The sequence below is a fragment of the Natrononativus sp. DTA114 genome (genome assembly GCF_059736515.1).
This window is the reverse complement of record NZ_JCASSN010000003.1, coordinates 843070-857221: the sequence shown is the minus strand read 5'-3', so window position 1 is coordinate 857221 and position 14152 is coordinate 843070. Positions and strand designations below refer to the sequence as shown.

The following is a 14152-nucleotide window of genomic DNA, read 5'->3' as shown; positions in this document are numbered from 1 at the left end:
TCGATGCGATAGCGGTCTCCTCTCAGTTCGATCTCACTCGGTCGGGGACGATACCGGTCCCTCCCACACCGCCGCTTCTGAGCGCTCGAACCCCTCGTTCGGCGAGCAACAGACCGAAACAGACGACGAAGAGGTTTCCGGCCACCTCCCAGTAGCCGTTCGTGCTCTGAACGATCGGATCGCTCGAGAGAAGCGGGGCGAAGATCCCCACGGCGAACAGTACCAGACTCAACTGAAACCCCGCGAGCACCAGCGTTCTGATCCCGGCCGGGTTCTGTAGCCGGACGAACTCGCCCACAGACAGGGTCTCGAGCGGCGTCTCGTAGGAGAGAGAGGCCTTCCCTTCGGGAGACAGCGGCCACTGCGACTCCGGGTGGTTGATGTAGTACAGCGTGATCGATTCCGGGTACGTCTCTGCGGTGACGACGTCGATCTCACGGAGTTCGGTCAGTCGAAGCCGGACCGTCTCCTTGCTCACGTCCGGCCGCACTCGAGCGCGGATCTGCTCGGCCGAAAAGTACGGCCGATCCGCGTCGATCATCGTTTCGACGACGTGTCGCTGCGTCAACTTCCTGTGAAGACCGTCCTCGAGCCGATTTTCAATCCATGGAGGGATCGTCGCCATTGTCTCTGACCCTCGCTTTTCGATCCGGGGAGTTAAAGCCCTACTCGGATTTGGTGGACGCCAAATCGGAGATCAGGACCGAACGAGGCGATTCGACCGGTTCTCGCTGCGAGTGAGGTATCGTGCGGACTCCGCGAGTCTGGGGCGCTATTCCGCCTCGTCCCACCCGAGCCCTAGCGCAACGCCGATTCCGACGCCGATAGCGATTCCTGCGCCGATATTGTCCATCGCGACGCCGAATGTAATCCCAATTCCGAGGCCGGTAGCGATACCGAGACCGACCGTCGTCTCATCAGCCATAGGAAGCCACCATTCTGATCCGTGTTCACTGTATCGCTCCCGGAAAGTGTCTGCTGGCTGACCGACAACGACCTCACTCACGCCGTCTCGTTCTCCGTTTGGACTCGTCGCCGAACAGACTGGTAAGCGCTGCGACTAATTCTGTCGATTTCCCGGCAACAGGACGCGAGGAGAGGCTCACCGCGACCGCGGTGTTTTTCCGGGACGCGGTACAATGGTGGTCAAGTAGATGACCACAGGCCAGTCAGATATCCGCGCAGACCCCGACCTGGAGTGGTGCTATGAGGCGGTACACGGCGTGTCTCGGACGTTCTCGATCACGGTCGACCGACTCGAGGAGCCGATGGCGAGACACATCTGTCTGGGCTACCTCCTCTGTCGGATTGCAGACACGATCGAGGACGCCGGACACATTCCTCCGGAAGAACAGACCGCCCTTCTCTCGGCGTACGACCGCCTGCTCGACCCCGACGACGAGTACGCGGTGTCGGCGTTCATGGTCGACGTCGAGCCCTGGATTCCCGCCGAACGCAACGAGGACTGGGAGGTCGTCGCCCAGACGCCACGCGTGCTGGCGACGTTCGAAGCCCTCGAAGAGGAACCCCGCGAGATCATGCGCGAGCCGGTTCGCGAGCTCGTCGACGGAATGGCGATGTTCACCGCCCGGTACGCCGAGGAAGGGGGGCTGCGCCTCCAGACCGTCGAGGAACTCGAGGAGTACTGCTGGTACGCCGCCGGCACCGTCGGCACGCTCATTACCGGGCTAGTCGCCCGCGGAGCCTCCCCCGAGCGCGCCCAGGAGATGCGCCAGAACGCCCGCTCGTTCGCCCTTCTCTTACAGCTAGTCAACATCGCCAAGGACGTCGAGTCCGACTACCGCGAGGAGAACAACGTCTACCTCCCCGCCGAGTGGCTCGCAGAGGAGAACGTCGACGTCGACGCCGTCGTCGACGAAACCAACCACAGCGGCGTCACCTCGGTCGTCAAGCGGGTCATCGGCCGGGCCGAGGGCTACCTCGACGGTGCACAGCGCTACCTCGAGGTCGTCCCCGAGGACCACGGCAACACCCTTTCCGCGTGGGCGATCCCCTACCTGCTCGCCGTCGGCACGCTCAGAGAGCTCCAGGAGCGTCCCGAGGACGTCGTCCGCGAGGGGAACGTCAAGATCTCGCGGGCGGAGGTGTTCGCGGTGATCCAGCAGTTCGAACAGGACGTCTCCCGGACGGCGCTCGAGGAACTGCGCCAGGAGATGGCGACCCGACCGCTCCACGAGCGGTAAGAGCGACTCGCTTTCTACCGGGCTGGCTCCGTCAGCCGTCGACCGACAACCGCCAGCGGGTAGCCTGCCACCGCGACGAGCAGCGCCGACGGAAGCAGGACGAACCCGTGAAATACCGGCGGAAGCCCGAACACGTACAGCGGCGCCAGGGCGGCCATCGCCAGGAACGGTCCGGCGAGAACGACGACGGCGCTCGCGACGACCCAGCCGGTCGCCCGTCGCTCGAGGGCGTACCCCAGCGGGAGGAACGCGAACGCGGAGAGCGCAAGGGCCGCCGGCGCGAGGGCAGCCAGCGAGCGAGAGAGCGCCAACAGGATCATCGCACAGACGAGTCCGCCCACGAGTGCGATCCCGGAGAGGGCTCGAGTCGTGGGGCCGTCGAGCCGTCGAGACTGCACGACGATGGCGGCGTAGATCCCCGCTCCAACGCCGAGCAGAACCGAATTCGCGATCAGCAGCCAGTCGTCCAGTACGATTCCGAGTCCGGTTCCGAGGATCGCGAGGGCGATGCCGGCGAGTCCGACCGCGACGACCGCGTCCTCGAGGCGGTCGACACCGATATACTCGCTCCCGAAGCGGGATGCGCGGCGACGAACCCGTTCGGTGCCGATCGTTCGACCGGTGAGCGCGGTCGCGAGGGCGGCCGCGCCGACGACGAACGCCGGGAGGAGGCCGCCCCACGCCGCGTGGTTGCCGACCTGCGGACCGAGCGTCGTCGCAACGGTCGCGTGGGCGGCCGCCGTTGTCGAGACCCCGTCCGGGCCGTAGGTGACGATCGTGCGGCGATCGAAATCGCTCCCCCGAACGCCGGGGTCGCCGCCCTCCCAGGCCAGCGCTCCGTGCTCGAGTGCGGCGTCGGAGGGATGGGTCCGCACTGCGGTGCCGTCAGGCGGATGAAGGGTCAGCCGATCGGCGCTGATGTGATAGCGGGTCGCCGTTCCGCCGGCGTAGAAGTAGTCGACGATCCAGGCGTCGCCGACGCCGGCCGTCGCGATATCCTCGACGCGGTAGCTAACGACGACCGTCTCGTCCTCGACGCCGACCGACCGATCCTCCAGATCGTCGTCGGCCACGTGTTGGTAGTGAGCCCACGACCGCTTTACCTCCCGCTCGAGTTCGTCCGGATCGTCCGCGTAGCGCTCGGCGGCGGCCGACTCGACGGGGGTCCGCTCGACCCAGCGGGAGTCGCCGTCTTCCTCGAGGTAGATGTCGAGGGTGCCCCGGTCGGTCGCACCCTGGAGGCCGCCGTCGCAGGTCGCACAGAGCTGCGTGGGTGGCGGTGCAGCGGCAGCCGCGCCGGCAACGAGGAGGAAAACGAGCGCACTCACGAAAACGGCGGAGCCGAGTGACGAACGCATTACCGCGAGAAAGACAATAAGGTGATAATTATCTTTCGGTGACTGATGGGTGGTGACTCGAAGAGGCGGGACATGCGGAGGGTGCTGGCACACCGGTGAACAGGTGAGGCGACCACACTGTCGATCCGTCCCCTGGGACGAGACCACGGGTAGCGGGGTTCCATCACGGAAAGCCGGACAGGCCTGGAGGCGATCGACGACGTGCTAGATCGAGACGACGCGAACTGCCCTGCCGAGCGCGTGGACGAAGACGCTCGCAAGGAGACCAGCCCCTGCCAGGGGCAAGACGAGCATTGACGCGAACGCCCAGGAGCGGCGAACGTCGACGACTGCTTCCGGAACCACGGCCGGGTCGACGGTGAGAGTGGCTGCCAGCAACGAAAGCGGTCCGCCGAACAGCACCACGACGACGCCACAACCCAGTTTCGTCGCCCGTCCGATCTGGTACCAGCGAGGACGGTCCCGGAACCGGCTCGACTCGACCATGATCGCACCTGCTTCGACTCGTATCAGCGGAACAACCGTGTTGACGACGACGAACGCACCGAGGGCGGTAAGTCCCATGAGTACGGAAAACCAGGTGCTGAATAACATCGAATCCCACACGGGGAACGGGCCGTCCCCTGCGTGTGCACCGAATCCCAGCAACAGCGTGAACGCTCCGATCACGAACCCGACCGTTACGACGGCCGCAACGAGCACCTCGAGTGCGAGTCCGTATCGTTCGGACATTCGTCGCGCCCGCCGAATTCGATCGTTCCCGTCAACCTGCGGCGACGAGTGACGAGCGACCGGCCGATCGGGTGACATGCGTCACTCTTTCCCCGCGTAGACTATCAAAATTTTTGAACTGACCCGCGTCTATCCCGTAACGGGTTCTGGTCCGTAAACGGACGTCAGTCGTACTCGTAGAATCCCATGCCGGTCTTCTTGCCGAGATCGCCAGCCTCCACCTTGCGCTTGAGGAGGTAGGCCGGCTTGTAGCGGTCGCCGAGTTCCTCGTACATGGTTTCGGAGGCGTGCAGACAGATGTCCAGCCCGATGTGGTCGGCCAGCGTGAGTGGACCCATCGGGACGTTGGTGCCGAGTTCCATCCCCGCGTCGATGTCCTCCTTCGTCGCGACGCCCTCGTCGTAGGCGCGGATGCCCTCGTTGATCCAGGGCATCAGGATGCGGTTGGTGACGAAGCCGGGCTTGTCGTCGGACTCCCAGGTCGTCTTCCCGAGGTCCTCGGCGAGGTCGTGGGCCAGTTCGGTGACGTCGTCGGTCGTCTTCTCGCCGACGACGATTTCGACGCCCTCCATGATCGGCACCGGATTCATGAAGTGGAGGCCGATCACGCGCTCCGGGGAGTCGATAGCGGACGCGATCGAGGTGATCGAGAGGGTGCTCGTGTTCGTCGCGAGCACGATATCGTCGTCGCAGACGCCCTCGAGGTCCCCGAAGATGTCCCGCTTGATATCCATGTTCTCGACGGCCGCCTCGATGACGAGATCGCAGTCGGCAAGTTCGCCCAGCGCGGTCGTCCCCTCGATCCGGCCGCGAATCGTCTCCGCGTCCTCGGGAAGGGCGTCCTTGGTCTCGAGGCGCTCGAGGCTGTGGTCGATCGTCTCGAACCCGTTCTCGACGAACTCGGATTCGATGTCGCGCATGACGACCTCGTACCCGTTCGTCGCGACGACCTGTGCGATGCCGCTGCCCATCGTTCCCGCGCCGACGACGCCGATCCGGTCGACTTGCTCGCGAACCATAGCTGGCAGTTCTTGTGTTCGGATGGTAAGGTTGCCGATGTTCCGGATCCACCGCTCCGGACTCCGCAGATAGATGTTGAGCGTCAGACGTTTTTTCGACAGACATTCTACGAGAGGGAAACGTTCAAGAGGGTCGGGTCAGAGATACGAATAGTATCGGTGATTCGTGTGAGTAAAAACGGGGTCGTCTACGAAACGGACGGGTGCACCGGGTCGTTCGACCCGACAGAGCGCGAAGCGCTCGAGGCCGCGGGTATCGATCCAGCGGCCGTCTCGAAAAAGGACTGTTCCTATCGGGCGCTCCTCGATTCGGGCGTCGACGAAACCGTGGCCGACGCGCTTCGACGGCGGTTCTCCCTTCCGTGGTCGTTCGAAACCGACAGCGATCTCGACCGCCGGTCGGCGGAGGTCCGCGGACTCGGTGAGGCCGAACGCGAGTGGGTCGCGGCGAGTTCCGACGAAGACTGGCAGGCGTTCGAGGCCGCCCGCGAGCGAGCGGCTGCGGACTCGAGTAGATCGAACGAGAACGCTGCGCGGCCCTACCCCCGCCCGACGCCGGTGACGGCCGTTACCGGCGTCAGTTCCGACAACGCGAACACGCTCGCAGACGCCGGCATCATCTCTGCGGAGCGGCTGGCGACGATCCGGGCCGGCGAGATCGCGAAACTCCTCGAGTTGAACGTCCTCCACGTCCGGACCTGGCGACACAACGCGCGCGAACTCGTTAGCCGGTCCTGAGGGACGTCGCGGCTGTGCTCGCACAGATTTACTACCGACCGAGGTATATTTCACCCGACAGTACCATCAAAGATTTATAGCGCCCTGTTGGACCATCTACCGGATGATTCCGATCGACGATTCACCGATCGTTCGCGACGGGAAGTCACTGATTCTGGCGATGGACCACGGGTTAGAGCACGGGCCGGTCGACTTCGAAGACGTTCCGGAAAAACTCGATCCGTCGACGGTGTTCGAGACGGCGACTCACCCCGCTGTCACCGCGATGGCCGTCCAGAAGGGGATCGCCGAGGGCTACTACCCGAGCTACGAGGACGACGTCAACCTCCTGCTCAAACTCAACGGCACCTCGAACCTCTGGATGGGCGAACCCGATTCGGCGGTCAACTGCTCGGTCGACTACGCCGCGGAGATCGGCGCGGACGCGCTCGGTTTCACCGTTTACGGCGGCTCGAACCACGAGATCGAGATGGTCGAGGAGTTCCGCGACGCCCAGGAGAAAGGCCGCGAGTACGACCTTCCGATGGTCATGTGGTCGTACCCGCGCGGGCAGGGCCTCAAAAACGACACCAAGCCCTCGACGATCTCCTACGCGACTCGCCTCGCGCTCGAGCTGGGGGCCGACATCGCGAAGGTCAAGTATCCCGGAAGCAAGGAGGCGATGGCCCACGCCGTCGACTGCGCCGGCGACATGAAGGTCGTCATGTCCGGCGGCTCGAAGACCTCCGACTACGAGTTCCTCTCGACCGTCGAGGCCGTGATGGACGCCGGTGCGAAGGGACTCGCCGTCGGCCGCAACGTCTGGCAGCGCGAGGACCCGACCCGCCTGCTCGACGCCCTCGAGAAAGTCATCTACGAGGGTGAGACGGCAGACGCCGCCCTCGAGTGATGCCCGAACGTCAGGATCACGACGCCGTCGAGGCGGTCGTCAAGACGATCGCGGGGTCGGCAGCGGAGATCAGGCGCGGGCTCGTCGGTCGCCGCGGGGACGCCGACGCGGAGAACCCGAGCGGCGAAACCCAGGCCGAGGCCGACGTCTGGGCCGACGACCTCCTGGCCGAACGCCTCGCCGAAATCGACGGCGTCTGCGAGTACGCAAGCGAGGAGCGCCTCGAGACGATCGACTGCGGCGAGGACGGTCTCTCGGTCGCCGTCGATCCGCTCGACGGCTCCTCGAACCTCAAGTCGAACAACACGATGGGGACGGTGTTCGGAATCTACGACGAACCCCTGCCGGCCCCCGGAACGTCGCTGATCGCCTCCGGGTGGGTCCTCTACGGCCCCATCACGACGATGGCGTACGCCCGGGACGGGGCCGTCAGGAAGTACGAACTCACCGACGGGGAGCGCACCGTCGTCGACGCCGACGTCGCCATCCCCGACGACCCCCTCGTCTACGGCTTCGGCGGTCGCGTCCCCGACTGGCCCGCCGACTTCGAGGCCTACGTGCGAGAGATCGAGTCCGACCGGTCCCACAAACTGCGCTACGGCGGCGCGATGATCGGCGACGTCAATCAGGTGCTTACCTACGGTGGGATCTTCGCCTACCCCGCACTCGAGGACAGCCCCCGAGGCAAACTCCGCCTGCAGTTCGAGGGGAACCCGATCGCCCACCTCGTCGAGACGGCGGGTGGTGGCTCCTCGGACGGAACCCAGTCGATCCTCGAGGTCGACCCGGACGACCTCCACGATCGAGTGCCGCTCCACGTCGGCAACCGGGAACTGATCGACCGCCTCGAGGACGCCCTCGAGTAGTCTCTTGACCGCCGACTCCCCTTTTCGGGGCTCGAGTCCCGTGGCAGTCACGGGCGTTTCGGCCGCGACGTCGGCGAGCGTCGTGCTCGGGCGAGATCTGGCTGTCGACCACCAGGGCACGGTCCCGGGCTACTCCGCCCCTGCGTCGTCAGTCCGCTCGTCGTCGGTACCGAGCCAGTCGGCCGTTAGCTGTACGTACAGAACCACGCCGGCGAGCAGGAACAGGTAGAACCACACGCGAGGCCAGCCAGTTCCGAGGAACACGAGCACCAGAAAGACGACCCACAGTCCGAGTATGAGCAGGTCGGCCAGCACCCGCGTTATCGCAATTACTGCCGCTTTGAAGCCCGTTTGCAGTCGCGACCGAGGTGAGTTGGATGACATCTGTGAGTCGGGTTAGAAGTGATAACCGTACTGCTCAGTGAGCCGGTAGGCGGCGACGCCCCAGACGTAGCTCTGACCCGGCCACCAGGTCCGGGCGTTGTTGAAACTGGCTACCAGCACGCCGTCGTCCGGCGCTTGGGGGTCGGGATGGTAGCTCACGGAGCCGCTATCTCCATCGGTCAGATCCGACTCGTCACCCCACCGGAGCTGTCCGCGCCGACAGAAGTCGTCGGTCACGCAGGTGACGGCGTCGATCCCCTGGATCTGGCCGCTCGTGTGGCCGGTGAGTGCTCCCATCTTCTCGAGCGGCTCCTCTCTGGCGACGAGGTCCGCCACTCCGAACCGGGTGAACTGTCCGCGAACGTCGGCCCGAACCGGCGCGGCGATCTGGCTATCCGGTCGCGCGAACCCGCTCGGCTCGACGGCGACGACGTCCTCGACGGGGTGGTCGAACCGGACCGAACCGAGTTCGACGACCCCGTCGCGTCGGGTCGGGAGGGAAAGCACTCGGTACCCGCCCTCGCGAAACGCGTGTTCGGCCGTGACGAAAAACGGCCCCTCGGACTCCCGGCGGTAGAGCGCGGGACCGAGGGTCGCGATGCTCGTTCGCGTCTCACACCCGATACCGCCAGGGACCCGATCGCCCGTGATGCGATCGAGAAACCGGGGCTCGGGCGAGCGCGGATCGTCTTCCATGGACTCGATGTCACCGATCGCCTGGACGTTGAGACTGATGTCGTCGACGAGATCCTCGAGCGCGTTACGGATCGTCTGCGGGTTTGCCGACACCTCGACGGTGAGCGAGGCGGTGCCGCTGCGGTAGCTGCCGGGAACGACGGCGCTGCCTAGATAGCCCGCGATCTCAGAGCGAGCGAGTCGGTCGTTCAGTTCGAACGCCTTCGTGACGGCGGCGTACCAGTCGGCGGGAACCGCTTTCGTCCGCTCTTCGACGGCCCACGGATCGGAGGGATCGTCGTGAACCAGGGCCGTCACGACCGGTACCTCACCGTCGCCGACCGAGAGGAAGTCCTCGACGCCCAGTAGCTGGGCCATGCCAACGGCGTAGCCGGCGCTGGCAAGAGTACGAACGAAGTCGCGGCGACTCATACCGGCGTGTACTCGCTCGCGAACCGTCGCGAGTTCGCGTGCGAAACGCTCCGTGGCGTCGGGTGACATTAGGGTCGAGAGAGGTTGCTATTCGAGGTGGGATGGCTGATTACATTGCTATTTCTCTCGTACAGGTGGACATCGGTGCCTACACACCGACAACCACAACGACGGGTAAGATGGTTCTGCCTGCAGTGTCCGCCCGGATGTTCACGGCAGCAGTGATAACGAGCGGTCACCCCGACTTAATGAGTGGACGGGTTAATACGAGCGTTCGTGAGTATCCGACCGAGAGTAATCTATGTCTCCGTGTTGGTGACCACGGAGGCAGATGACAGCGTCCGATTGACTCCCCGCCGCGTGCTACGATGCGCTGTCCTCCTCATCCCCGCCACGACAGGCAACGTGCGACCTCGGTGACTCGGCCGCGGCGACCCTCCCGACGATATACGCCCTCCCTCCTCGAGAGCCGACTCGTTGGCTGCCTCGAGAACGGTACGATCCCGCCTTCGGCCCTCACGTAGACGCGCCCGCAAAGGGAAAACGGTTTTTGGACCCCCCTCGCAGCATTTGCCATGAAAGTCCGTATCGCGGCAGGAGCCTCACAGGAGGAGGCGTCGGCTATCGCGGCTGCGCTGGCTGAACACGCCGGTGACGACGTCGAAGTGTACGTCGGCGAGAACGACGAACCGGCCGCGACCCACGACGCTCCCGAGGGACAGGAACCGACGAGCGGCGACGACGCACCGCTCGCCGACGATCTCGGCCCGACCGAACGCGAGGAGTTACTGTGGGAGGAGATCGAGGAGATCCTCGAGGGCGGCCCCGAAAAGTACAAAGAGCGGCTCTCCGAGCAGGGGAAGCTGTTCGTCCGCGATCGACTGGACCTCTGGTTCGGCGAGGACGGGATGTTGTTCGAGGACGGCAAGTTCGCCAACTTCGACGCGGGGGGGAAACTTCCCGGCGACGGACTGCTGACGGGTGCCGCGGCGTTCGAGGATCGCGAGCTACACTTCATGGCCAACGACTTCACCGTGAAAGCGGGGTCGATGGCCGAACGCGGCGTCGAGAAGTTCCTGCGGATGCAACAGCGCGCGCTCAAATCCGGCCAGCCGGTACTGTACCTGATGGACTCCTCGGGCGGTCGGATCGACCAGCAGACGGGCTTTTTCGCCAACCGAGAGGGGATCGGCAAGTACTACTACAACCACTCGATGCTCTCCGGGCGCGTCCCCCAGATCTGTGTGCTCTACGGACCGTGTATCGCAGGGGCAGCCTACACGCCTGTCTTCGCGGACTTCACGATCATGGTCGAGGGGATGTCGGCGATGGCCATCGCCTCCCCGCGGATGGTCCAGATGGTCACCGGCGAGGATATCGATATGCAGGATCTGGGTGGCGCCCACGTACACGCGAGCGAATCGGGGTCTGCAGATCTCGTGGCCAGAGACGAGGAACACGCCCGCGAACTCGTCGCCCAACTGGTCACCTACCTGCCCGACAATTCCGACGAGAAGCCGCCCCGGAGCGAGCCGGCGGCGCCCGCACAGACCCCCGAGGGAATCGATTCGATCGTCCCGCAGCACCCGAACCGCGGCTACGACATGGTCGACGTCATCGACCGGATCGTCGACGCCGGCTCCTACTTCGAGCTTCGGCCCGACTACGGCCAGGAGATCATCACGGCCTACGCCCGTATCGACGGTCGGCCCGTCGGCATCGTCGCCAACCAGCCCGCCCACCGTGCGGGGGCGATCTTTCCCGACGCCGCCGAGAAGGCAGCCGAGTTCATCTGGAAGTCCGACGCGTTCAATATTCCGCTGTTGTACCTGTGTGACACCCCCGGCTTCATGGCCGGTTCGCAGGTCGAGAAGGACGGCATCTTAGAGAAGGGCAAGAAGTTCATCTACGCCACCTCCTCGGCGACGGTTCCCAAGCAGACAGTCGTCGTCCGCAAGGCCTACGGCGCGGGAATCTACGCGATGGGCGGCCCGGCCTACGACCCCGAGAGCATTATCGGCCTCCCCTCCGGCGAGATCGCGATTATGGGTCCCGAAGCTGCGATCAACGCGGTGTACGCCCGCAAACTCTCGGAGATCGACGACGAGGAGGAACGGGCCGAACGCGAGGCGGAACTCCGCGAGGAGTACCGCGAGGACATCGACATCCACCGGATGGCGAGCGAGGTCATCGTCGACGAGATCGTGCCGCCGAGCACGCTCCGGACCGAACTCGCCAATCGCTTTTCGTTCTACGAGGACGTCGAGAAATCCCTCCCGAGCAAGAAACACGGCACCATCATCTGAGCGGGGGGTCGGTTCCCCGGCGTCCTCCGAGCGTCTATTAAGAACCTGTTAGCCGTCATTGCCTCGTTTCTCCGCGCCCATTTCGGCGCCTGCCGCCGAGTTATGTTCTGCTTACTGAGATAGTCACGCGGTCTCATGAGTCCATAACAATACCACCGACCGTGGAGCCCTCGCGTACGGTCCCCGACGGCTCCTCGAGGCGACGGATCGGTTCGACTCCGGTCGGGAGCCCTATGAGTTCAGACGGCGCTCACTGGCGCCACCAGCTGCAGCGCACCGGATACGAGATGAACGACCTCGAGCAGGTGCTCTGGGTCGTCGTCGCGCTCTCGCTTGTCGGGGATATCGTGACGACGTTCGTCGGCCTCAACATGGGGCTGGCCGAGTCGAACCCGATCGCCTGGCACGCGATCGAGAGCTGGGGACTGCTCGGTATGCTCGGTCTGAAGGCGTTCGCGGTCGGCGTCGGGCTCTGCTGTCGACCGTTGTTACCACGGGAGTACCGGGCGATCGTTCCGGCCGCCCTCGCACTGCCGTGGGTGATCGCCGTCTTCATCAACCTCTACATGATCTCGACGGTGGTCTGAGCCGCCGCGGGGTCGTACGCTTCCCGGGTGATCGTGAACCGAATCGCGTCGACGGGGTCGTCGACCGCCATCGTCCACTCGTTTCGGAGCAGACAGTCCCGGCTCCCGCCGAACCGCTCGACGTACTTTTCGACCGCCCGCAGCGACCGGTCGTTGTCCGCCCGCACGAGCACCGCGACGACCGCGAGGCCGAGTCGTTCGAACGCGAGCGCGAGCAGCGCGTCGGCCCGCTCCCCAGCGTAACCGCGACCCCAGAAGCGCCTCCGGAGCCAGATCCCCAGGTCGCCGGTCCGTCGGTCCCAATCGACACCGAGGCCACAGGCGCCGGCTATCTCGCCAGCGTCCTCGCCGTCCGCCGGCCGGAGCGCGTAGTCGGCGGCCGTCCCCTTCCGCCAGGCCCCCTCGCAAGATTCGAGAAACGCGACCGTCTCCGCCGGCGTGTCGTGGGGGTCCCACGGCGCGTACGCGGTGACGGCCTCGATAGCCGGATCGCTCGAGCACCGCTCGTAGTAGGCGAGCGGATCGACCGTCGCCGTCGACAGGTGCTCGAGGGTGAGCCGGTCGGTTTCGATCGTCTCGGGGAACAGCTCGCTCATGGCTCGAGCGACGGGACGCCGTATAAAAGTACTGACGAGGGTGTGTCACGGTGTGACGGTGGCGGAACGCCGATGTCAGCATCATTTACAATCCTGCGGCAGACATCGACAGTATGGACGAAACGTACTGTTCAGGCTGTGGTGCCAAGCTGGACCCTCGAGACAGGTACTGCGGGTCCTGTGGGGCGGAGGTGGCCGACGAGGCCGCTGCCTCGAATGACGGCGACTCGGCACAGTGGGGTGACCGCGATGACTCCACGGATCATTGGGGCGAGCGCGGAGACGACTCGAGTCGCTGGGACGGCGCCGATTCGGCCGCCGGTCGGCAGGCGGCTCCTGACGGCGATCGGACGTTCGCGGCGGTCACGCACATCCTGGCCCTGCTCACGTGGGTGATCGGTCCGCTCATCGTTCTCGTCGCGACCGACGACGAGTTCGTCGAACAGAACGCGCGCAACGCGTTGAACTGGCAGCTCATGTTCACGGTCTACATGCTCGTCTCGTTCGTCCTGCTGTTCTTCCTGGTCGGCTTCATCTTCCTGATGCTCATCCCGTTGCTCGATATCGTCTTCTGTATTATCGCGGCGGTGAAGGCAAACGAAGGCGAAACGTGGCAGTACCCGCTCACGCCGAATATCGTCTAGGAGATCGAATCCCGTCGGTCGTCACCCGTAAGGGCCGCAACGTTAGCTCTCTTCTGCGTGCTCGCGTTTCAACGAGAGCACGGTCCGCTCGAACGAGCAGACGATCTCGTCGTCCTGATTGAAGACCTCGACGGCCATCGTGACGATACCGCGCTCGCCGTCGCTCGTCTCGCGTTTGTCGGTCACCGTCGACTGGACCCGGATCGTGTCGCCGTGAAACACTGGGTGAGGGTGTTCGACGTCGTCGTAGGAGAGGTTGGCGACGATGGTGCCGTCCGTGGTCTCCGGGATCGAGATGCCGACCGCGAGCGCCATCGTATAGATGCCGTTGACCAGTCGCTCGCCGAACTGGGTGTCGGCGGCGAACTCCTCGTCCAGGTGGAGCGGCTGCTGGTTCATCGTCATATCACAGAATCGCTGGTTGTCGCTCTCCGAGATCGTCCGACGCCGCTCGTGTTCGATCGCCTCGCCGACCGTGAACTCCTCGTAGTACAGCCCCGTCATACCCGTGGCGACTCGGGCCAGCGGCAAAAACGGATCGGGACACCGCGTCGGCAGGTGCAATACTTGCACGAATTGGAGCGCAGTAGCAAGCGTTAAGCGTCGTGGTTTGGTACGGGCGACCAGACGACCCGGCGTCTCTTCGAGACGCGAGGATCGAACCGTCGGTCGGCGGCGGCGACCACCGTCCGCGCCCACCGTCCGCGTCCAGACGCCACGCC

General features: G+C 64.9%; 16 protein-coding genes. 7 read left to right on the top strand and 9 right to left on the bottom strand.

From position 1 onward, the window contains the following. Positions 1 to 22 precede the first annotated feature (22 nt). On the bottom strand, positions 23 to 625 hold the full coding sequence (locus tag AC6I6S_RS14545) for a hypothetical protein (RefSeq protein WP_497951103.1): 603 nt from the start codon (positions 623 to 625) through the stop codon (positions 23 to 25). Between the two features lie 147 nt (positions 626 to 772). After that, positions 773 to 925, bottom strand: coding sequence for a glycine zipper domain-containing protein (locus tag AC6I6S_RS14540; RefSeq protein ID WP_497951101.1), 153 nt, complete (start codon positions 923 to 925; stop codon positions 773 to 775). 229 nt (positions 926 to 1154) lie between these two features. Here AC6I6S_RS14540 and AC6I6S_RS14535 point away from each other — a divergent pair, with 229 nt between their 5' ends. Further along, positions 1155 to 2204: a phytoene/squalene synthase family protein gene (locus AC6I6S_RS14535; protein WP_497951100.1), complete on the top strand. Its 1050-nt coding sequence runs from the start codon at positions 1155 to 1157 to the stop codon at positions 2202 to 2204. A 14-nt stretch (positions 2205 to 2218) separates the two neighbouring features. Here the strand turns inward: AC6I6S_RS14535 and AC6I6S_RS14530 are convergent, their stop codons facing one another. The 3 genes from AC6I6S_RS14530 to AC6I6S_RS14520 form a co-directional block, all read right to left on the bottom strand. Further along, the gene (locus AC6I6S_RS14530) at positions 2219 to 3562 is read right to left on the bottom strand and encodes a hypothetical protein (RefSeq protein ID WP_497951099.1); all 1344 of its coding nucleotides are present in this window, start codon (positions 3560 to 3562) and stop codon (positions 2219 to 2221) included. Positions 3563 to 3766: 204 nt separating this feature from the next. Then, positions 3767 to 4294, bottom strand: coding sequence for a hypothetical protein (locus AC6I6S_RS14525; protein ID WP_497951098.1), 528 nt, complete (start codon positions 4292 to 4294; stop codon positions 3767 to 3769). Between the two features lie 164 nt (positions 4295 to 4458). Beyond that, on the bottom strand, positions 4459 to 5313 hold the full coding sequence (locus tag AC6I6S_RS14520; protein WP_497951096.1) for a 3-hydroxyacyl-CoA dehydrogenase family protein: 855 nt from the start codon (positions 5311 to 5313) through the stop codon (positions 4459 to 4461). Between the two features lie 168 nt (positions 5314 to 5481). Between AC6I6S_RS14520 and AC6I6S_RS14515 the strand changes: the two genes are divergently transcribed. From AC6I6S_RS14515 to AC6I6S_RS14505, 3 genes are all read left to right on the top strand, one after another. Then, positions 5482 to 6051, top strand: coding sequence for a DUF7409 domain-containing protein (locus AC6I6S_RS14515; protein WP_497951095.1), 570 nt, complete (start codon positions 5482 to 5484; stop codon positions 6049 to 6051). 103 nt (positions 6052 to 6154) lie between these two features. Beyond that, the gene (locus AC6I6S_RS14510) at positions 6155 to 6940 is read left to right on the top strand and encodes a class I fructose-bisphosphate aldolase (protein ID WP_497951094.1); all 786 of its coding nucleotides are present in this window, start codon (positions 6155 to 6157) and stop codon (positions 6938 to 6940) included. After that, a complete protein-coding gene (locus AC6I6S_RS14505) occupies positions 6940 to 7806 on the top strand; it encodes a class 1 fructose-bisphosphatase (RefSeq protein WP_497951092.1) in 867 nt (288 codons plus the stop codon). Before AC6I6S_RS14510 ends, AC6I6S_RS14505 begins: the two co-directional genes overlap by 1 nt. Before the next feature lie 129 nt (positions 7807 to 7935). On the opposite strand, the gene AC6I6S_RS14500 is transcribed toward AC6I6S_RS14505, so the two are convergent. Both AC6I6S_RS14500 and AC6I6S_RS14495 read right to left on the bottom strand, forming a co-directional pair. After that, positions 7936 to 8190, bottom strand: coding sequence for a DUF8119 family protein (locus AC6I6S_RS14500; protein ID WP_497951090.1), 255 nt, complete (start codon positions 8188 to 8190; stop codon positions 7936 to 7938). Between the two features lie 12 nt (positions 8191 to 8202). After that, positions 8203 to 9366: a hypothetical protein gene (locus tag AC6I6S_RS14495; protein ID WP_497951089.1), complete on the bottom strand. Its 1164-nt coding sequence runs from the start codon at positions 9364 to 9366 to the stop codon at positions 8203 to 8205. A gap of 506 nt (positions 9367 to 9872) precedes the next feature. Between AC6I6S_RS14495 and AC6I6S_RS14490 the strand changes: the two genes are divergently transcribed. Together AC6I6S_RS14490 and AC6I6S_RS14485 are read left to right on the top strand one after the other, a co-directional pair. Further along, the gene (locus AC6I6S_RS14490) at positions 9873 to 11603 is read left to right on the top strand and encodes an acyl-CoA carboxylase subunit beta (protein ID WP_497951087.1); all 1731 of its coding nucleotides are present in this window, start codon (positions 9873 to 9875) and stop codon (positions 11601 to 11603) included. A gap of 233 nt (positions 11604 to 11836) precedes the next feature. Further along, the gene (locus AC6I6S_RS14485; RefSeq protein WP_497951085.1) at positions 11837 to 12190 is read left to right on the top strand and encodes a DUF5658 family protein; all 354 of its coding nucleotides are present in this window, start codon (positions 11837 to 11839) and stop codon (positions 12188 to 12190) included. Here AC6I6S_RS14485 and AC6I6S_RS14480 read toward each other — a convergent pair. After that, positions 12166 to 12786 carry a GNAT family N-acetyltransferase gene (locus AC6I6S_RS14480; RefSeq protein WP_497951083.1) on the bottom strand — a complete coding sequence of 207 codons (621 nt, stop codon included), beginning with the start codon at positions 12784 to 12786 and terminating at the stop codon, positions 12166 to 12168. The two genes, AC6I6S_RS14485 and AC6I6S_RS14480, sit on opposite strands and share 25 nt — an antisense overlap. Before the next feature lie 113 nt (positions 12787 to 12899). On the opposite strand from AC6I6S_RS14480, the gene AC6I6S_RS14475 reads away from it, so the two are divergent. Then, complete coding sequence (locus AC6I6S_RS14475; protein WP_497951081.1) at positions 12900 to 13430, top strand: DUF4870 domain-containing protein; 531 nt, start codon at positions 12900 to 12902, stop codon at positions 13428 to 13430. Positions 13431 to 13472: 42 nt separating this feature from the next. On the opposite strand, the gene AC6I6S_RS14470 is transcribed toward AC6I6S_RS14475, so the two are convergent. Beyond that, positions 13473 to 13955: a MaoC family dehydratase gene (locus AC6I6S_RS14470; RefSeq protein WP_497951487.1), complete on the bottom strand. Its 483-nt coding sequence runs from the start codon at positions 13953 to 13955 to the stop codon at positions 13473 to 13475. Between the last annotated feature and the right edge of the window lie 197 nt (positions 13956 to 14152).